The organism is Acidithiobacillus sp. IBUN Pt1247-S3 (assembly GCF_041146875.1).
In the GTDB taxonomy this organism is placed as follows: Bacteria; Pseudomonadota; Gammaproteobacteria; order Acidithiobacillales; family Acidithiobacillaceae; genus Igneacidithiobacillus.
Genome location: NZ_JBFRXP010000018.1, coordinates 39,755 through 60,030 on the forward strand (window position 1 = coordinate 39,755; position 20,276 = coordinate 60,030).

The following is a 20,276-nucleotide window of genomic DNA, read 5'->3' on the forward strand; positions in this document are numbered from 1 at the left end:
CAATGATGATTTTTTGACGACGACCCCAATGGTAATCAGTTTTTCATAAATTAACTGCTATAAACCAACGCGTTATAAGATATCCCGCAGAAGCATCTGGAAGAATGTCGCGCAAACTCTCCATCACTGGGTTGTGGAAAACTAATCAACGCGACGCGGCTTGGATGCCAGATGGCGTGGCCAAAGGCGTTCATAGACGCCACTGGGCAAGATGCGCAACAGCAAACTCAGCCAGCGCATCTGCCACGGCAGCACGAGAAAACGCCGGCCGCGATCGATGCCGCGCTGCATCTGCCGTGCCGCCCGCGCCACGGGCATAAGCCAGGGCATTGGATACGGGTTATCCGCCGTCATTGGCGTAGCGATGAGACCTGGGGCAATACAAGTGACGCCAATCTGCCGCGCACGGAGATCCAGGCGCAGGCTTTCCAGATATACGGCTACCGCGGCCTTGGAAGCGGCATAGGCTGCAGCGCCGGGCAAACCGCGAAACCCCGCCACACTGCCAATGCCCACCACCTGCGCCCGCGCTGGAAGATAGGGCAAAAATGCGTTGATGCTGTAGTGCATGCCGAGAAGGTTGGTAGTAATGACCTCAGCAAATACCGCGCAATCTTCCACCAGCTCAGCCGAACTACCGATACTGACTCCGGCATTGGCAACAAGAAGCGCGACCGGGCCGCGCCGCTTTGCAAAATCGGCGGCTATCCGCTGCAAGGCTTCGGCATCGCGCACGTCGACCGCCGCCAGTTCTACCTCCGCCCCCGCCTGGCGTAGCTCGACTGCTACTTGCTCAAGCGGAGTTTGGCGTCGACCGAGGAGCAAAAACAACTGCCCCGGTTGGGCGTAGCAGCGCGCCAGCGCCGCGCCAATACCGCTCCCCGCACCCGTAATGACGATTGCTCCGGGGGGTCGCACAGGTAGCGAAAAAAAGTTCACGAAACAATCTCCTAAGGATGACAGGGAAGGGCTTCACTGGCGAGAAAAAGGGGCTTGGCGTATACTCGTGCAGTGATGTTGAAGGGTAGCGTAGCGCGCTGCGCGCTGCGCGGAAATGTACAAGCATCCGTGACAAGGACCCCATGAGTAACGAAACAGCAAGCCAGGACGGAGCCGCGCTGTGGAGCGCCCTGAGCGTCCGCATGGAAATGTTGGTGTCCGCGCAACAGTACAACACCTGGCTGCGACCCTTGCAGGCCGAGTTACACGCCGAGGAGCTGCTGCTCCTCGCGCCCAATAGTTTCGTGCGCGATCGTGTGCAAAACCATTACCGCGAACTGCTGGAAAAAGAACTGGGCGAAATCCTTCCGGGTTTGTTCCTGCGCATCGCCCTCCACGAGGCGCCCGCTCCGGTTGGCAAAGAAAAACCCGTAGCAGTACCAGAACGCCGCCTCAACGGCCATCACCTCAACACTGGCTTTACCTTTCAGGCCTATGTCGAGGGCAAGTCGAACCAACTCGCCGTGGCTGCGGCGCGGCAGGTGGCGGAACATCCAGGAAAGTCCTATAACCCTCTCTACATCTATGGCGGGGTGGGACTTGGCAAAACCCATCTCATGCATGCCGTCGGCAACGAAATCCTGCGTAGCAAGCCACAAGCGAAGATCCTCTACATCAGCTCTGAGGGCTTCGTTATGGATATGGTGCGCGCCCTGCAACACAACAGCACCGCCGAATTCAAACAGCGTTATCGCAAGCTTGACGCACTGCTCATCGACGACATCCAGTTCTTTGCCAACAAGGACCGCACGCAGGAGGAGTTCTTTCATACCTTCAATGCCCTTTTCGACGGCGGTCGGCAGATCATCATCACCTGCGATCGCTATCCAAAGGAGGTCGAGGGCCTGGAGGAACGCCTAAAATCCCGTTTTGGCTGGGGCCTGACGGTGGCCATCGAACCTCATGATCTGGAAACGCGGATGGCTATCGTATTGTGCAAGGCGGAAGAGGCAGGGATCAATCTACCCCACGAAGTCGCCTTCTTCATTGCTGAGAAGATTCGCTCGCATGTGCGCGAACTGGAAGGCGCACTGCGCCGCGTCATTGCCCACGTCAATTTCACGCGTAAGCCCTACACGGTCGAGACTGCACGCGCGGCCCTGCGCGACCTGATCGATGTCCAGAAGCGCATGATCAGCTTGGACAATATCCAAAAGGTGGTGGCTGAGTATTTCCACATTCGCGGCTCGGAAATGCAGTCCAAACGCCGCAGCCGCAACATCGCACGACCGCGGCAAATCGCTATGGCCCTAACCAAGGAACTCACCTCGTATAGCCTGCCAGAGATTGGCGAGGCCTTTGGCGGCCGTGACCATACCACAGTCTTGCATGCCTGCCGGCAGATCGAAAAACTGCGGCAAAGCGACTCCCAGGTCGCCGAGGATTACAACAACATCCTGCGGGTACTGGGCGGATGAGCGTCAGGAATAAGCTGTGGGTAAACCCCAGAACAAGTCCGGTACTGGCTTGGGGATGGAATCGATGGGCAGAATCATCCCCGATGATACCGACTTATCCACAGGCATCCCATCCCTCCAGCCGATGCCCGATCTATAACAACGTCAAAAATTTAGGCGTATTATCCACAGGCAATTTTGCCCTTAATAATCATAATAAGAAAAAGAAAGAAAATTTATTATTCTCTTGGGAGAGAACCCGATGAAACTTCGTGTGCAGAAAGATGAGATCCTGCCCCTCCTTGCCGCCATGGCCAACATTGCCGATCGCCGACCGGTCCAGGCGATCTTGTCGCATCTGCTGCTGCGTACTACAGAAACAGGCATTCAGCTCGTTGCTACGGACTCCGAAATCCAGCTCCTGGGAGAACTGGAGCTCGCGGTAGAAGAAGCCGGGCAAAGTGCCATTCCAGCACGCAAGCTCTACGACATTTGTCGCACCCTGGCCGATGGCAGCGAGATCCTTCTGCACAAGGATGGCGAGCGCCTCACCGTACGCGCCAGTTCCGCCCGTTTTACTCTACCTACCCTGTCTGCCCAGGATTTTCCGATCATGGAGGAACGGACCGCGCGCTTATCCGGCAATTGCGACGGCGAAGACTTCCAACGAGCCTTATCCGTAGCGGCTACCGCCATGGCGCACAATGACACCCGCCATTTTCTCAATGGTGTTTTTGTCGAAATTGGCGGGCAGAAGATGCGTCTCGTCGCTACGGATGGGCATCGGCTGGCACGCATGGAGATCCCCTTTGCCCATGCTACCGAGGCCACGGCGTACCAAGGCATTCTGCCACGCAAGGCGGTATTGGAACTTTTGCGTATCGTAAGCGCGGGAGATATCGCCTGGCACTTTGACGAACAGGGTTGCCGTATGCAGCAACGGCAGCAGCAGTTTGCCAGTCGCTTGGTGGATGCCAATTATCCTGACTATCGTCGCGTCATTCCCGTTGGTCATCCGACCCAATGCGTTGTCGATCGACAGAGCTTGAAGACCGCTTTGCAACAAATCGACGTCATTGCCAGTGACAAAAATCCCGCTTGTACCCTGCAATTCCAGCGCGAAGAGATTGTGCTGCGCAGCCGCAACGAAGACCAGGAGGAAGGCGAAATCAGCGTGCCCGCTGCTCTGGACGGTAAGCCTACGGAAATTGCCTTCAATACCCGGTATCTTCTCGATGTACAAAATATCTTTGTTGACGAGCAACTGTTGATCCAGGTTCGCGATAGTGGCAGCAGTGCCCTGATCCGCAGCCAGGAAAGCGATAATCCCCTGTACATCGTCATGCCCATCCGCTTGTGATGCCCGTAGTGGAGCTACAGATCGAAAATCTGCGCAGCATTGCCCAGCTCCGCATGCGCCCGCAGCCGGGCTGGAACTGGCTGATCGGTGCCAATGGCGTGGGTAAGAGTACGGTACTCGAGGCCCTGCACCTCTTGGCCAGCGGCCAGAGCTGGCGGCGTGGGCAGCGACAACTGATTCGCGAAGGCAGCGAGCATTATCGTCTGGGCGCGCGTCTGAACGACAGTAGCGCCAGTTTTATCGGTATGCGTCGGCAGGGAGAAGAACGGGAAATCGCGCGCGATGGCGAGCGCATTCACAGCGCCTGGGAATTACTCGAGGCCCTGCCCTTGCAAGCTTGGCATGAGGGTAATGCGCATTTTGTCTCGGCAACTGCAGAAGAACGTCGTCGTATCCTCGACTGGGGGCTGTATTACGCCGATCGTCGCTATGGCAGCAGTCTGCGCGAATATCGGCACGCTCTTAAACAACGCAACGCCGCCTTACGCCAGGGATTGAACCCGCAGCCGTGGAATGCAGCAGTGATTGGCCTGGGTACACGGATCCAGGAACAGCGCACCGCCCATATCAACACCCTGCAAGGGCATTTTCAAGGCATCTGGGCGGCGAGCCCGCAAGCGGAGCAAGCCGTTGATTTCGTCCTGCATCCGGGCTGGACAGGGGATCTTGCCGAGGCCCTGGAACGGGATTTGGCCATCGATCGGCAATTTGCCTACACCCACAGCGGTGCTCACCGTGCTCGCTTGCAGTTTCGGGCGCAGGGCCGCGCAGCGGCGGAGCAGTTGTCGCGCGGGCAACTGCGTCTGCTCGGCATTGCTTTTCGTTTGGCACAGATTGCCGTACAGCGCGACGCTGGCGCTGCCCTACCGGTGATCCTTATCGACGATTTTGCCGCCGAGCTGGATACTCACGCACGCCAGTGGTGGATGCAGGAACTCCAGGCCCTGCAAACCCAGATTTTTGCTGCCAGTACCGAAATCCCGACGGAGCCCGGCGGCGCCATTTTTTACCTGCATGCAGGTCGATTGATCGAGGAAAGCAATGACGAAAAATTATGATTCTTCCAGCATTCAGGTTTTGCGTGGCCTCGAGGCGGTACGGAAACGCCCGGGCATGTACATTGGCGATACCGATGATGGCAGTGGCCTGCATCACATGGTCTTCGAGGTGGTCGATAATGCCATCGATGAATCCCTGGCGGGCTATTGTGACCAGATCGTCGTCACCATTCATGAGGATGAATCCCTGAGTGTGACCGACAATGGGCGCGGTATTCCGGTAGATATCCATGCCGAGGAGGGACGCTCGGCGGCGGAAGTGATCATGACCGTTCTGCATGCCGGCGGTAAATTTGACGATAATGCCTACAAGGTGTCGGGTGGTTTACACGGTGTCGGGGTTTCGGTGGTCAATGCGCTGTCGAGCTGGCTGCGCCTGCGTATTCAGCGCGATGGCCATGTCTGGAACCAGGAATACCGTGATGGCGAGCCGGTGGCACCGCTGAGTCAGGGAGAGGCATCGCGCAAACGTGGTACCGAGATCCGCTTCCTGCCCTCGCCGGAGATCTTTGCCCTCACCCGTTTTCATTTCGAGATCCTTGCCAAGCGCCTGCGCGAACTGGCCTTCCTCAACTCCGGGGCGCGCATTCGCCTGGTCGACGAACGCGGTGACGGGCGCGAAGAAAATTTCCATTACGAGGGCGGCATCCGCGCCTTTGTCGAACATCTCAATCGCAACCGCACGGCCATCCATCCGTCCATCATTACCCTGACCGGGGAACGTGATGGCGTGACGGTAGAGGCGGCACTGCAATGGAGCGATAGTTATAGCGAGACCGTGCTCTGCTTTACCAATAACATCCCCCAGGCCGATGGTGGCACCCATCTGGCCGGTCTGCGCGGCGCCCTCACCCGTACCCTGAACCAGTACATGGAGCGCGAGGGCTTACTCGCCAAGGCCAAGATTGCCGCCACTGGCGACGATGCGCGCGAGGGCCTGACGGCGGTGCTTTCGGTCAAGGTTCCGGACCCCAAGTTCTCGTCCCAGACCAAGGAAAAACTGGTGTCGAGCGAGGTCAAGCCAATCGTTGAGTCGTCGATGACCGAGGCCCTGACTATCTTCCTCGATGAACATCCGAAAGAGGCGCAGGCCATTGCCGCCAAGATTATCGAAGCGGCGCGGGCGCGCGAGGCGGCGCGCAAGGCGCGCGAACTGACGCGGCGCAAGGGGGCCTTGGATGTTGCCAACCTGCCGGGCAAACTCGCCGATTGTCAGGAAAAAGACCCAGCCAAGTGTGAGATCTATCTGGTCGAGGGCGATTCCGCCGGTGGCTCGGCTAAACAGGGGCGTGATCGTCGGCACCAAGCCATCCTCCCCCTCAAGGGTAAGATCCTCAATGTCGAGCGCGCACGTTTCGACCGCATGCTTTCTTCCGACGAGATCGGCACCCTGATTACCGCCCTCGGCACCGGCATTGGCAAGGAGGATTTTGACGTCGCCAAGCTGCGCTATCACCGCGTCATCATCATGACCGATGCCGACGTCGATGGCAGCCATATCCGCACCCTCTTGCTCACCTTTTTTTATCGGCAAATGGCCGAGCTGGTGGAGCGTGGTCATGTCTACATCGCCCAGCCGCCGCTCTATAAGGTCAAAAAAGGGCGTGACGAGCGCTATATCAAGGACGATAACGAGCTCGCGGCCTATTTGCGCGAGCTGGCCATGCAGGGGGCAAGCTTCCACGCCGACAAAGAGAGCAGCGTCGAGGCCGAGTCCCTTGCCGCCATGATGCGCCAGTATCAAAGCATTGATGCCTTGGTGACGCGCCTGGAACGCCGCTATCCCCAGCCTCTGCTCTGGGCGATGGCGAGCGTGCCCGCGCCAGTAGAGGCAGCCACAGATGGCGAATGGGCGGCCTACGCCGAGGCCCTGGCGGTGGAATTGGCGCAGACGGCCTTGGCCGGTGAGAACTGGCAGCTCGAGTGGTTAGGCAGCGCCGAGGATCCACGTCTTCTGCTTAACCGTCACTTCCATGGCAGCCGCGAGCAGCGCTATCTCGATAGTCAGTTCTTTGCCAGTAGCGATTTTCGTCACCTGCGCAAATACGCTGCTGAAGTGGAGGCGGGCCTCGGGCAGGGTGCGCGTATCGAGCGTGGCGAACGCGGCAGCAATGTGCGGCGCTTCCGCGAGGCCATGCAATGGCTGCTCAGCGATGCCCGGCGCGGCGTGGAGATCCAACGCTACAAGGGTCTCGGCGAGATGAACCCGGAACAGCTCTGGGAGACCACCATGAATGCCGAGAATCGGCGCCTGGTGCGGGTGGATGTGGAAGATGCCATCGCCGCCGATGAAGTCTTCTCCATGCTCATGGGCGATGCCGTGGAGCCACGTCGTCGTTTTATCGAAGAAAATGCCCGTTACGTTTCGCGACTCGACATCTAAGCGCGGAGCGGGGCAAAATGGCCGGCTTCTGCCGGCGGGGTGAGCAGGGAGTACTTGTATTGAAGCTGAGTGATTTTGCATTTTCCGAATATTTGCAGGCGGAAACGACGCAACGCCTGGATGCGGCCTTTATCGATGCGCTGCGCGCGCGCGACGCCGACTTGGCCAAGCGCTTACTCGATCATCGCGCCGGGCATGCCGCGCAAGAGGGGCAAGAGCGCAGTGCGCTATTGCTTGCCCTCGCTCCGCACCTGGAGCAGTTCCTGGCAGAATTCTTTGCCGTGGTCTTGGAAAATCAGAAATTGCAGGACAGCGTCCGCGACCAGGACGTGGTCATGGATTTCAAAAAGCAGTACGTCTTGCGCCGTGGTCGCCGTTTTCGTGGTGAATATACGGCGAGCTTTGCCGATTTGCAGATCTGGCTGGATGAGCAGATCCATGCTGCCGCCCTGCCCGCCGCTGATCGGGAATGGTCCATCGCCCGTCTCGGCATGGGTTGGTTGGCGGATGAGGCCACGCATGCCGATCCGATCCAGCGCTTGACGCAATGGTGCGCCCTGGCCCTGAGCGACCCCTCTGCCAGGCGTGCGGTCACGGGCTGGTCGAGTTTCCGCCTGCCCGAGCGCCTGGATCATGAGCAGCTGGTACCCTTGCTGCGTGCCGCGCGCGCCGATCATCCCTTGGCCTCCGACCCCAACCATTGGCGTCGCCGCGACGCTTTTCACCTGACTGATCTGCGTATGGACCTGCGCAGCGTGCAGAGCGAAGTGCATTACTGTCTCTATTGCCACGACCACGATGGTGATTTTTGCTCGCGCGGTTTCCCCGAGAAGAAGGGCGTGCCAGAACTGGGCTTCAAGGTCGATCCCTTGGGCGTCACCCTGACTGGCTGTCCTTTAGAAGAAAAGATCTCCGAGATGCAGATCCTGCGTCGCGACGGCTTCAGCATTGCCGCGCTAGCAATGATCATGGTCGACAACCCTATGGTGCCGGCTACGGGTCACCGCATTTGTAATGATTGTATGAAGGGCTGCGTGTACCAGAAGCAGGACCCGGTCAATATCCCCCAGGTTGAGACGCGCATCCTTACCGACGTGCTGGCTTTGCCCCTGGGTGTGGAAATCTACGACCTGCTGACGCGCTGGAATCCGCTACGCCAGGAGCAGTTCGTTGCGGCCAGCGACAACGGGCGTAAGGTCTTGGTTGCCGGTATGGGGCCCGCGGGCTTCACTATGGCGCATCATCTGTTGCAGGCTGGCTGTACGGTGGTGGGGGTGGATGGTCTCAAGATCGAACCTTTGCCGCAGTCTTTGCAGACGGCGCCGGTGCGTGACTGGGCAGCGCTACAGGAAGACCTCGACGAGCGTATCCTGCTCGGCTTTGGCGGGGTGGCGGAATACGGCATCACCGTGCGCTGGGATAAAAACTTTCTCAAACTCATCTACCTGGGTCTCCTGCGCCGCCCCGGTTTTCAGATCTTTGGCGGCGTACGTCTGGGCGGTACCCTGCGCTTGGAAGATGCCTGGGAATTGGGCTTTGACCATGTCTGTCTGGCCACTGGCGCTGGTCTGCCGCGCGTGCTGTCGCTGCCCGGAAGTCTCGCGCGTGGTATGCGCCAGGCCAGCGACTTCCTCATGGCCTTGCAGCTCACCGGTGCGGGAAAACAGAGTAGTCTTGCCAATCTACAGGTGCGCCTGCCCGCCGTCGTCATCGGCGGTGGCCTGACGGCAGTCGATACCGCCACCGAGGTGCAGGCCTACTATATCCGTCAGGTGGAGAAGGTCCTGGCGCGCTACGAAGCGCTCCTGCCAGAAATCGGCGAAGAAAAGCTGCGTGCCGGCCTATCGGAAGAAGATGCCGGTATCCTCGACGAATTCCTCGCCCATGGCCGGGCGGTACGCGCCGAGCGCGAGCGTGCCGCAGGTGCCAACGAGACGCCGAACTTTATTCCGTTATTGCACGCCTGGGGCGGTGTCACCTTGGCGTATCGCAAGGGTATGCGCCAGTCCCCTGCCTATACGCGTAACCACGAAGAACTGATCAAGGCCATGGAAGAGGGGCTCTTTTATCAGGAAGGCGCCGATCCCCTGCGCGCCGATCTCGACAACTACGGACATGTCGAGGCGATGGTCTTTCGCAAGCTGCGCGAAGAGGACGGACGCTGGGTGGCGACGAGCGAGGAACTGCGTTTGCCCGCGCGTGGGGTCTTCGTGGCGGCAGGGACCGTGCCCAATACCATTTATGAGCGCGAATATCCGGGCACCTTGCAGCTCGATGGCGATCACTTTCAACCGCATCTGGCGCATCGTGACCGCAGTGTGCAGGAAGTACAGGTGGCGGAGCACTGCAAATCCCCGGAGCCTGGGCCTTTCACCTCCTATCATGATGGTGTTGGGCATCGGGTGAGCTTTATCGGCGATACCCATCCGGTCTACCACGGTAGCGTGGTCAAGGCCATTGCCTCGGCGAAGCGCAGTTATCCTGACGTCTTAGCGGCGATGGAGATTCTGCCGCCGGCGCCACGGAGTGATCTGCCCGCTTTTCAGGAACTCCTGGCGGCGCGGCTCAGTGCCCGTATTCGCCGCATCGACCGCAGTAACCCTGCGGTTTGTGAACTCTGGGTCGAGGCCCCGGCGGCGGCGCAAAACTTCCAACCCGGTCAGTTCTTCCGCCTGCAAAGCTTTGAGACCGGTAGCCCGGTAGTCGAGGATACGCGCCTGCAGATTCCGGTATTGACGGTGAGCGGGGCAGGGGTGGAAGGCGACCTGATCCGCCTGATGGTCTTGCAGTGGGGTACCGCGCCGCGCATTGCCGGGCGCTTGCAGGAAGGTGATCCCGTCCTGCTCATGGGGCCGACGGGGGCGCCTACGGATATCTCGCAGGGCAAGACCATTGCCGTGGTGGCCGGGCGCTGGGGCGCAGCGGTGATGCTCGACATCGGCCCGGCCCTGCGTGCTGCCGGCAATCGCGTGCTGTATGTGGCTGCCTTCGCGCAAGCAAGCGAACTGGATCATCAGGACGAACTCGAGGCGGCGGCCGATCAGATCCTTTGGTGTACTGCCCGCGGCCCGAAAATCCAGGCGCGGCGCCCGCAAGACCTGAGTGTCGAGGCCGCTGACATGGTGCAGTTGCTGCGCGATTATGCCGCGGGGCAGCTCCCTGGGCAGGGCAGTGATGGTATTCCCTTGCAGCAGGTCGACCGTCTCATGGTTATGGGTTCCACGGGTTTGCTCAAGGGCTTCCAGGGCGCATTGCGCGGCGATCTTGCCGAATGTTTCCCGGCGCATCTCGAGGCCGTTGCCACCGTCGGTAGCCCCATGCAGTGCATGCTCAAGGGCGTTTGCGCCCAGTGCCTGCAATGGCAAGTCGATCCAGAAACCGGCAAGCGCACCCAGGCGGTCTTCACCTGCGCCGGCCAGGATCAACCCCTGGCCTGGGTCGACCTCGACAACCTCACTGCGCGGCAGGGGCAGAATCGCCTATTGGAGCGGCTTTCCAGTCACTGGCTGGATCACGTCCTGCAGCGCGCCTGAAAATCGATTTCCGCAACACGCAAGGTTCACTCCCGCGCAAACGAGGTGCTGATCTCCTCTAGCGATAGGCCGCGGGTTTCGGGTACGCGGCGCCAGGTGTAGTAACCGGCAATGAGGCAGGCGAGGGCATAGAGAAAAAATGTTTGCCCCTCGCCAAGCCAGCCTATCAAGTTGAGAAATACGCCAGTGACGAGCATGTTGCTGAGCCAGTTGGCGATGGTTGCGAGGCCCATGGCGCGTCCGCGCAGACCGGTCGGGAAAATCTCACTGATCAGTAGCCAAAATACCGGCCCGATGCCGATGGCAAAGAAGGCGACATAGGCGGCTACCGCCACGGCAAGCAGATAGAGAAAGGCCCCCTGTGCGTGCAGAACCATACAGCTGGCAAGGATCAGCAAGCTGACAAGCATGCCGGCGAAGCTGGTCAAGAGCAGCGGCCGCCGCCCGATCCGGTCGAGCCAGCGCAGGGCCAACAGGGTAGCGAGGAAGTTGATGCTGCCAATGCCCACCGTGGCAATGATTTCCCCGTCCGTTGAAGCGAAGCCTGCGGCATGAAAGATGATGGGGGCAAAATAGAGAACGACATTGATGCCGGTGATTTGCTGAAAGATCGCGAGCAGCAGGGCGATCTGCAAGGGTCGCCGTTGGCCCAATAGTGCCCGCCAAGGCAGAGCGCGTTGCCCCGCGGTGTTTGCCAATGCCTGCCACTCCGCGTCACCGCCATCGCTGCGTAGGGACTGCAACGCTTGGCGTGCATCTGCTGCCCGTCCGCCTTGCAATAGCCAGCGCGGGCTTTCTGGCAGGAGCAGGACGCCAAGGAGCAGGATCACGGCGGGTACGGCCCCCAGCCCCAGCATCCAGCGCCAACCGCCAGCCAGCTCCGCAAACCCAAGATTGACGAGATAGGCGAGGAGGATGCCAACGGTAATGAGCAGTTGGTTGATGGTGACGATGGCACCGCGCCGCTGGGCTTCGGTAATTTCAGAGAGATACAGCGGCGTGACCGTTGAGCTGAGGCCAATCCCCAGCCCTAAGCAGGCGCGCCCAAGGAAGAGCAGCGGAGTGGCGTTGGCGAGTGCGGCCAGCAAGGAGCCGAGGGCAAAGAGGAACGCGGCCAGCCCAATTACCCGTCGCCGCCCAAAACGGTCGGCGAGTACGCCGGCGAGGGCGGCACCCAGGGCAGCAGCAGCCAGCGCGATGGCAACGAAAAAGCCAGCGGAGCTGGCATCGAGGGCAAAGGTGCGGCGCAGAAAGAGCAAGGCGCCAGCAACAATCGCCGTGCCGTAACCAAAAAGCAGGCCACCCAGCCCCGCAATCCCGGCGATCAGGGTAAAGGAGGTACCCGTATGTCGCATCTCAAGCCCCGGTCGCGGAAACTTTTACGCCAAGCGCGTGCCATTATCGGGATCGAAAAAGACGGCCCGCTCCATGTGGAAGGAGAGCGTAGTGTGCATTCCCTCTTGCAATTGCGTGCTGGGATGCACGCGTGCCACCAGAGAATGGCCATCCAAACGGGTGAAGACCAAGGTATCGGGACCGGTGGGCTCGAGGAGCTCTGCGCTCAGCTCAATGCTGTGCAAGGCCTCTCCCTCGCGGGCACTGCCTGGGTCGGTGATCTGTTCGGGCCGAATCCCCAAGGTGATGCGGCGCCCCAACTGGCTGCGCAGAGCGCCTTGCAGCTTGCCCGGCAGGGGGAGGAGGTTACCATCCCCCTCTGGTCCGGCGACGCGGAGACACAGGCCTTGCGTCTCCTCGCGCGCGATGACCGGCAGAAAATTCATGGAGGGCGAGCCCATGAAGCCAGCAACAAAACGGTTGGCCGGGTCGTTGTAGATGCTCTCCGGGCTACCGAGCTGTTGAATCACCCCCTCATTCATCACCGCGATGAGATCGCCCATGGTCATCGCCTCGATTTGATCGTGGGTGACATAGACCATGCTGGTCTGTAACTGCTGGTGTAGACGTTTGATCTCGCTGCGCATCTCCACCCGGAGCTTGGCATCGAGATTGGACAGCGGCTCGTCAAAGAGAAAGAGCGTGGGACGGCGGGCGATGGCGCGGCCGATGGCGACGCGCTGTTGCTGCCCCCCGGAGAGTTGTCGTGGCCGACGATCAAGGAGGTGCTCGATTTGCAGCAAGCGTGCGACGTCGAGCAGGATCTGTTCGCGTTCTGCCTTGGCTACCCGGCGATTCTCCAAGGCAAAGAGGATATTGTTGCGCACGCTCATCGAGGGATAGAGGGCATAGGACTGAAAGACCATGGCGATGTCGCGATCCTTGGGGCTGAGTCCGTTCAGGCGCCGCTCGTTGAGCAGGATGTCACCTCCACTTTCGTGCTCCAGCCCGGCAATGATGTTGAGTAAGGTCGTCTTGCCGCAACCGGAAGGGCCGATGAGTACCAGAAACTGATTTTCTCCCGTCTCGATATTGATGCCATGGAGGACTTCATCCTTGCCATAACTCTTGTGAATATCACGTAATATGAGCTTGCCCATGTCTTATCCTTTTACCGCGCCGCCGGTCAGACCGCGCACGAAGTATTTTCCGGCCAATAAATAGACCACCAGAGTGGGTATGGCAGCAATCAGCGCCGCAGCCATATCGACATTCCACATATGCACACTGGTGACGGTATCTACTAGATCGTTGATGGCAACCGTAACCGGCTGCTGGTCGCTGTTGGTAAAAACGACGCCAAAGAGGAAATTATTCCAGATCATGGTGAATTGCCAGATGGCCGTCACCATAATGATGGGCGTGCTCAAAGGCAACATAACGCGCCAAAAGATGCGAAAGAAGCCTGCACCATCAACGCGTGCCGCGCGCACCAGGTCGTGCGGAATACTGACGTAGTAATTGCGGAAAAAGAGGGTAGTGAAGGCGAGGCCATAAATAATATGGACCATTACCAAACCGGGTATCAAGGTGCCGGCAATGTGCAATTGTCCCTGCACCCAGGCCATCGGCAGAAGTATGATTTGAAAAGGAAATACTGTTCCCAACAAGAGAAGATAAAAAATGATGTTGGCGCCACGAAAGCGCCAATGGGTAAGGACATAGCCATTGATGGCGCCAATGGCGGTGGAGATGATGACCGCCGGAATCACCAATTCAAAAGAGTTGAAAAAGAACGGGTGAATGCCTTGATCGCTGGCACCGATGGTAGCTCCACTCCAGGCGTGATGCCAGGCATAGAGATCGAGATGATGCGGTAGGGCAAGGATGCCATCGTTATAGATTTCCGGCATGGTTTTGAAGGAGGTTACCAACATGATGTACAGCGGCAAGAGAAAAAACAGGGCGGCTGTACCCAGGATGAGGTAAATCGACAAGCGGCGCATCAGGCTTTCCTCCGTGCATCGAGAATCACAAAAGGCACCACCACAATCATCATGATGGCCAACATGATCAGCGCACTCGCAGCCCCCACTCCCATCTCTCCGCGTTCGAAAGAAAAGACGTACATAAAGATCGTTGGCACATTGGTGCTGTAGCCGGGGCCGCCGCCAGTAAGGGCAATGATCAAGCCGAAGGCCTTGATGGCCAGGCCAGCGCTGAGAATGAACGCGACGAAAAAGGTGGGCGCCAGATTGGGAAGGATCACCCGTCGGTAGATACGCATGGTCCCGGCACCGTCGATGCGTGCGGCCTTAACGATGTCGGGACTGATGCCCCGCAAGCCGGCGAGAAATATCGCCATCATGAAGCCAGAAGTTTGCCAGACGGCGGCAATGACCACGGTGTAGATGGCGAGGTCAGGATCATCAATCCAGGCAAAATGAAAATGGCTGAATCCCAGGGAACGAATAATCGCCTGGACGCCAAAATTGGGATCGAGCAGCCAGCGCCAAGCGACCCCGGTTACGACGGCAGAGATCGCCATGGGATAGAGAAACACTACCTGAAACAGGCGCTCGCCACGGATTCGTTGGTCGAGAAAAATGGCGAGAATCAGGCCGATGGCCATAGAAATCAACACATAAAGCCCGCCGAAGATACCCAGGTTGCTGAGTGAGCGCCACCAACGGCTGCTGCCAAAGAGGTCCTGATAATTGGCAAGGCCAACAAAATGGTTGCTGGGCAAAATCGTCGAGCGGGTCAACGATAGCCAGATCGTCCAGAGGATAAAGGCGTAAATGAAAAAGACTGCTGCCAATACGGTTGGCGATAGCATCAGACCCGCCAGTATCTGGTCCTTACCGCCCATGCGCTGCATCACCGTGCGTGCCATACATTACCCCCCGTGATGAGAAAGGCATCCCGCCGCGACCGGTCGGGATGCCTTCGCTTTGCCATGTATGTTAGTCCTGGCTCTTGGCCACTTCTACCCGCTTTGCCATGGTCTCGGCGGCCGCCTGCGGGGTCTCATTGGAGGTATAGAAATGATCCAAGGAGTCGATGAAGGCACCGGTTGGCGGTCCATAAGTAGACATGTTCTGCGAGAAGCTCGGTACTAGGTTGTGCTCCTTGCTCGCCGTCAGAAACTGCGCGCGTGACTTCAATTGACAAGGGTTATAGCCCTTCAGCGACACGTTCATCAAATCGGGAATCGAGCCCTTATATTTGTTGAACAGCAACTGGAACTTGGGGCTGGTCATGGTTTCCGCGAGTTTGATCGTCGCCGCGCGTCCGGCTTCGCTGTGCTGGCGGAAGAAAATGAAGCTATCGACATTGTAGATGAAGTCGCTAGCGGTACCCGGAAACGCGACGCAGCCGACCTTGGGGCCACCGGGGGTTACCCCAAGGAACTCGAACTGGCCATTGGCCCAATCGCCCATGATCTGGAAGGCCGCTTGGCCGTGGGCAACGAGGCCGGTGTCGTAGTTCCAGGTACGTCCCGCCAATGCTTTGGGAGTGTAGGCCTCGATTTGGCGCAGGCGTTCCAGGGCCTTGACCATAGTGGGACTGTCGATGGCCTTGGCATCGAGTTTGACGAAGACGTCGCGGTACCACGCCGGTCCGCCGGTTTCCAGAGCGATGGGATCAAATTCCGTGGCAATCATCCAACCATTTCCACCTCCAGCCATCGGCGTGATGCCTTTGGCCTGTACCTTGGCGAGGTCAGCAATGAGCTCGTTCCAGTCCTGGGGTGGCGCCTTGATCCCGGCCTTGGCGAGTACAGCACGGTTGTACCAGAGCCAATTCAGGCGATGTAGATCCATCGGTGCTGCCACATAGTTTCCCTTGTATTTCATGTAGTTGTCGATTTCTGTCGGGATGTTTTTATCCCATTCTCCGGCCTTGGCGGCGGCATCTACATTGGCGAGCAGGCCGGTATGCCCCCATTGCTGGATCTCTACGCCCTTGATCTGCGCGGCTCCGGGCGTCTCTCCTTCCATCAGGCGGGTCTTGAGGATGGTGCGTGCCTGCGCCCCACCACCACCGGCGATGGCATCGTTTTTGATGGTCACCCCCTGCGTCTTCATCATCTGCACCAGCACATTCATTGCTTTGGCCTCGGAGCCAGCGGTCCACCAGTTGATGACACTCAGGGAAGTCTGGTCGGCCATGGCCGGCTCTGCTGCTAGGGCAGCAATACTCAGGATGGCCAGGGCGAGTGCCCTCTTTGCGGGTTGTTTCATGATCGTGTTCTCCTCTGTTCGTTTCAGAAGTGGTATTTCAGATAGAAACGGTTGCTGAAATACGGGTTTTTGTACTGCGGATAGTTCGCCTCATTTTGCGCCACGGAGATGTCGGTGTAGTCAGCCACCGTCAAGCCGCGCAGCAAGCTCGCCAGGTTGTAGGAGAAGCCCACATCCATGGACCAGAGCTTTTGATCGGGAACCGCCTCGCCGCTGGGGAACCCATACGCACCGCTGTAGCTATAGGCGCTGCCACCATAGCCATAGCGCGCCACATAGCGGATGAAGCTGGCGTTGAGCATCAGTTTACGCTGCATAAAGCCAAAATTGCTGGCAATGCCATAGGCGTATCCGGGTCCGAAATCGGAGATGCCGGTTTGCATGGTGGTGGTGTATTCCGTCCCGCTCAAGTCATTGTAGGGATGGATCAGGCCGCCATGGCGGAAGGAATTGTAGTTGATGGGGCTGTAGTCTCCGACCAGGGCAACGGTATCGTGCTCCTGACCAAACTGCACGCCAAGTCGGCCGCCATAGATATGGGCGTCGACGGAACTGGCATTGAGGGCCTGGAGAAAATTGGTACCCGCGCCGGAATTGCCCTCGGCAATCATTTGGAAGCCAGCCAACAGTGCCAGGTTCTGTTCGATGGGGGCCGAGAAATTCGCCTGTCCATAGAACATATTGGCAAAGCCATAGAAGTTGTAGTCCCAGAGTTGGACGGCGATATGATTGCCAAGGAACGGAGACTGATAACGTAGGCCGACGGTATAGAAGCCATTGGTATGGGCGTCGGTGTAGCGGTTGCCGGTGGTAAAGGTGGAGCTGTAGCGGCTGGCGTAACTAAATTCCCGGGCAAACATCACGCTGACCGTGGCCGGCGAGCCACTCAGGGTTAGCGGCCCGTTGCCCGCCCAATCCGCATTTTGCGGATGACCAAGCACGTCCCATACGGCGGCGACGCCGGTAAATGCGCGCGGATTGAAGGTGTAATAGTCCATGTTGGCATAGGGGGTGTTGATGAACTCGCGGCCACCACGGACGACTACCGGACCATAATGGTATTGCAAGTACCCTAGGCGCAGGATGGCGATGCCGTGGCTGGGGTAGGGGCCGGTGAGCTCAGGGTCTTCATGCTGATAAAAGCCGGTCCAGGTGGCAAAATCGCCGCCAACACCCAAGCTCAAGCCAACATAGGAGGGACTGTGCAAATACACGTGTCCACCCAGGGCCAGGGAGTGTGTGTCTTGCGTTGTATGTCCATGGTTGAGGTAACTGAAATTGATCAGACCCAGCATGGCCGAGAGCTTGGTGCCGCCAAGATCGTTATCCAAAACCTTATTGCTGGGAATCAGCGAGTGGCTACTGGCGTAGGCCGGCAGGGCAAAGCCACCCAGTAGCAAGGTGGCGGCCAGCGTCGCGCTGGCGAGGGCGGCGCGGTGCCGCAGTTTTGGTGTTGTAGTCATTGATTTTCTTGTTTTCATCTTGTACTCCTCCGTTTTGCGCGAGGGGTTCTCCCCTCCTGTGCAGCAATCAGTTGCTGCTCCTTTTTCTCAGGTGGCCCATCATGACCGCCAGAAGAATGACGATTCCCTCCACCAGTTCGGTGTAGAAGGGAGAAATATTGAGAAGCACCAGCCCGTCGAGGATGGTGCTCAAAATCAAGGCGCCGAGTACGGCCCCCCAGACCGAACCGCGGCCACCAAAGAGAGAAACGCCGCCGATGACCACTGCAGCAATGGCTGGTAACTCTTGTCCCCGTCCAGCATTGGGATCGGCGGTGGCGAGTTGCGCCGCCAAAATTACCCCGGCAACGCCCGCCGATAGACCCGAGAAGGCATAAGCGAAGCTCCGCAGGCGCCGCACGCGAATGCCTGCGCGATAGGCTGCGGTGCGATTGCCGCCGATGGCGTAGAGGTGCATTCCAGAGGCGCTTAGGCCCAGCCACAGTGCGACCAAGACCACGATGAATGCAGCAATCCAGACTTGTGTGGGAACGCCGAGTAGGTGGCTTTCGGCTAGCGCATTGAAGCCACTGGCATTGATGTTCATGGGCTCGCCATTGGTGATGATCAGGGTAAGGCTAGAAAAGATCGACAACCCGGCAAGGGTGGTAATGAAGTCTGTCACCCCTAAATAGTTGACGACGATTCCTTGCATGGTGCCGGCCAGTGTTGCCGCGAGGAGGGCGAGCAGTGTAGCGATTGGCCAGGGGATCCCCTGCAGCATCATGGTGGCGGCAATGGCACCGGTAAATCCGGCGATGGCGCCAACCGCCAGGTCGATTCCGGCGACCAACATCACGACTAATTCACAGAGGGCGAGGAGGACCAGGGGGGCGGCGTAGATCAAGATACTGAAGGCATTGGCCGTAGACACAAAATGCGGGGCTACGAAGGCGAGAAATACGATCAGCAGCAGGAAGGCGATCAGCACGCCCTGATCGACGACGGCTTGCAGTACGGGATGATGGCGCAATTCACTAGGCACGGGCTTCCCTCCCGACGAGCATGGCACGTACGACACGTTCCTCATTCAAATCCTCGGTTTTCCCCTCCAGCGCCTTCTCGCCACGGGTAAGGACAACAATTCGACTTGCCACCCGCCAGACGTCGGGCATAGTGTGGGTGACCAGGATCACGGCCACACCGGATTTCGCAAGATTCTGAATGAGTTGGAGAATTGCTTCATGCTCACCAACCCCGATGGCGGCTGTGGGTTCATCCATAATGACCAGACGCGCTTGCCAGTACGCGGCGCGGGCGATGGCGACCGCCTGCCGTTGTCCGCCAGATAACTCGCCGACCGCCTGTCGTAGCGGCAGCTCAATGGCCAAGTGTTGCAACGCAGTTGCCGCCTCACGCCGCATTTCGCGCCGCGCGAGAATCGGCAGAAAGCCCAGCACACGCGACTTGCGCTCACGTCCCAGAAAAATATTGGTTGCTACATCGAGATTTTCGGCAACGGCCAAGTCTTGATAGATCGTCTCGATCCCCAGGTCATGTGCATGTCGGGGATCGAAGAGCGACACCTTTTCGCCCGCCACGAACATCTCCCCACTACTGGGGGCGTGCGCCCCGGCAATGACCTTCACCAAGGTCGACTTACCGGCACCGTTGTCGCCCAATAGGGCCAAGACCTCGCCCGGATGGATCTGCAAGTCGATGCCGCGTAGTGCATACACGGCACCAAAGCGCTTACCGATGCTGCGCAATTCCAGGAGTGCGGGGTCTGACATGGCCGCTGTGCTCACGGGCGCTGGCCGGGGGCGTAGTCCATGTGCAAAGGAACGGGCACGAACACGGTACCGGTACTTAGGTAGTTGTATCCTGCCTCGACGCCCAGTGCGCCCATCACCGCCGGCTGTTGCGCAACACTCAGGGCAATCTTGCCCTCTTTGACCAGTTGGGTTTCGCCCGCGCTACCGCTACCAATCATGGCGATGCTCAGACCTTTCAGATGGCCCGCTGCTTCTGCTGCGCGCATGGCACCGATGGCCATCTCCCCATTTTCGGCGTAGACCGCGTTGAGATTTGGGTGCGCGATCAGGACTTCGCGCATGACCGTCAGTCCGCCGAGCCGGCTGAAATGGCCGGACTGTCTGGCGACGACGTGGATATTGGGGTAGTGCTGCAGGACGGAGTCACAGCCGGCCGTCCGCTCATTGGTGGCAGAGGCCCCGGAAATTCCCAGCAACATAAACAGGTTTCCCTTGCCATGCAGGCGGTTGGCGAGGAATTGGCAGGCCTTGGCACCGGCTTCGGTATTTTTTGAGGCAAAATAGGCGATGGCATGGCCCGCATCCGCCTTGCGGTCAATAAATACTACGGGGATGTGCGCCGCATTGGCCTTTTCTACCGCGGGAACCCTAAATCCGCGATTGCTGCTAAGAGATAGATAGATAAGGCCCCGATCTGCAAGCCTTTCTGGTAGAATAAGCTTATCGAGAGCTTCACCCAGAAGGTGA

At 58.8% G+C, this 20,276-nt stretch carries 15 protein-coding genes; 5 read left to right on the forward strand and 10 right to left on the reverse strand.

Annotated elements, in window-relative coordinates; genetic code table 11:
- Window positions 1-141: 141 nt before the first annotated feature.
- Window positions 142-939 (reverse strand): SDR family oxidoreductase, encoded by a 798-nt coding sequence (locus AB4090_RS11975; RefSeq protein ID WP_369574113.1) that lies wholly within the window; start codon window positions 937-939, stop codon window positions 142-144.
- Between the two features lie 143 nt (window positions 940-1,082).
- On the opposite strand from AB4090_RS11975, the gene dnaA reads away from it, so the two are divergent.
- From dnaA to AB4090_RS12000, 5 genes are all read left to right on the forward strand, one after another.
- Entirely contained in the window at window positions 1,083-2,417 is a 1,335-nt protein-coding gene (dnaA, locus tag AB4090_RS11980) for a chromosomal replication initiator protein DnaA (RefSeq protein WP_369574114.1), read from the forward strand.
- A gap of 241 nt (window positions 2,418-2,658) precedes the next feature.
- Window positions 2,659-3,756: a DNA polymerase III subunit beta gene (gene dnaN, locus AB4090_RS11985; RefSeq protein ID WP_369574115.1), complete on the forward strand. Its 1,098-nt coding sequence runs from the start codon at window positions 2,659-2,661 to the stop codon at window positions 3,754-3,756.
- Complete coding sequence (locus AB4090_RS11990; RefSeq protein ID WP_369574128.1) at window positions 3,756-4,814, forward strand: DNA replication/repair protein RecF; 1,059 nt, start codon at window positions 3,756-3,758, stop codon at window positions 4,812-4,814. The genes dnaN and AB4090_RS11990 overlap by 1 nt, the downstream gene beginning before the upstream one ends.
- Window positions 4,798-7,197: a DNA topoisomerase (ATP-hydrolyzing) subunit B gene (gene gyrB, locus AB4090_RS11995; protein WP_369574116.1), complete on the forward strand. Its 2,400-nt coding sequence runs from the start codon at window positions 4,798-4,800 to the stop codon at window positions 7,195-7,197. Before AB4090_RS11990 ends, gyrB begins: the two co-directional genes overlap by 17 nt.
- A gap of 59 nt (window positions 7,198-7,256) precedes the next feature.
- A complete protein-coding gene (locus AB4090_RS12000) occupies window positions 7,257-10,730 on the forward strand; it encodes an FAD-dependent oxidoreductase (RefSeq protein ID WP_369574117.1) in 3,474 nt (1,157 codons plus the stop codon).
- A 26-nt stretch (window positions 10,731-10,756) separates the two neighbouring features.
- On the opposite strand, the gene AB4090_RS12005 is transcribed toward AB4090_RS12000, so the two are convergent.
- From AB4090_RS12005 to AB4090_RS12045, 9 genes are all read right to left on the reverse strand, one after another.
- A complete protein-coding gene (locus AB4090_RS12005; protein ID WP_369574118.1) occupies window positions 10,757-12,085 on the reverse strand; it encodes a sugar porter family MFS transporter in 1,329 nt (442 codons plus the stop codon).
- A 24-nt stretch (window positions 12,086-12,109) separates the two neighbouring features.
- Window positions 12,110-13,225 carry an ABC transporter ATP-binding protein gene (locus AB4090_RS12010; protein ID WP_369574119.1) on the reverse strand — a complete coding sequence of 372 codons (1,116 nt, stop codon included), beginning with the start codon at window positions 13,223-13,225 and terminating at the stop codon, window positions 12,110-12,112.
- A gap of 3 nt (window positions 13,226-13,228) precedes the next feature.
- A complete protein-coding gene (locus tag AB4090_RS12015) occupies window positions 13,229-14,071 on the reverse strand; it encodes a carbohydrate ABC transporter permease (protein ID WP_369574120.1) in 843 nt (280 codons plus the stop codon).
- Window positions 14,071-14,961 carry a carbohydrate ABC transporter permease gene (locus AB4090_RS12020; protein ID WP_369574121.1) on the reverse strand — a complete coding sequence of 297 codons (891 nt, stop codon included), beginning with the start codon at window positions 14,959-14,961 and terminating at the stop codon, window positions 14,071-14,073. The genes AB4090_RS12015 and AB4090_RS12020 overlap by 1 nt, the downstream gene beginning before the upstream one ends.
- Before the next feature lie 70 nt (window positions 14,962-15,031).
- Entirely contained in the window at window positions 15,032-16,312 is a 1,281-nt protein-coding gene (locus AB4090_RS12025; protein ID WP_369574122.1) for an ABC transporter substrate-binding protein, read from the reverse strand.
- A gap of 23 nt (window positions 16,313-16,335) precedes the next feature.
- Window positions 16,336-17,793: a hypothetical protein gene (locus tag AB4090_RS12030; protein ID WP_369574123.1), complete on the reverse strand. Its 1,458-nt coding sequence runs from the start codon at window positions 17,791-17,793 to the stop codon at window positions 16,336-16,338.
- 49 nt (window positions 17,794-17,842) lie between these two features.
- Window positions 17,843-18,799, reverse strand: a complete 957-nt coding sequence (locus tag AB4090_RS12035; RefSeq protein WP_369574124.1) for an ABC transporter permease — start codon at window positions 18,797-18,799, stop codon at window positions 17,843-17,845.
- On the reverse strand, window positions 18,792-19,547 hold the full coding sequence (locus tag AB4090_RS12040; RefSeq protein ID WP_369574125.1) for an ATP-binding cassette domain-containing protein: 756 nt from the start codon (window positions 19,545-19,547) through the stop codon (window positions 18,792-18,794). The genes AB4090_RS12035 and AB4090_RS12040 overlap by 8 nt, the downstream gene beginning before the upstream one ends.
- Before the next feature lie 11 nt (window positions 19,548-19,558).
- Window positions 19,559-20,276: substrate-binding domain-containing protein (locus AB4090_RS12045; RefSeq protein ID WP_369574126.1), on the reverse strand; the 718-nt coding region annotated here is incomplete at its 5' end.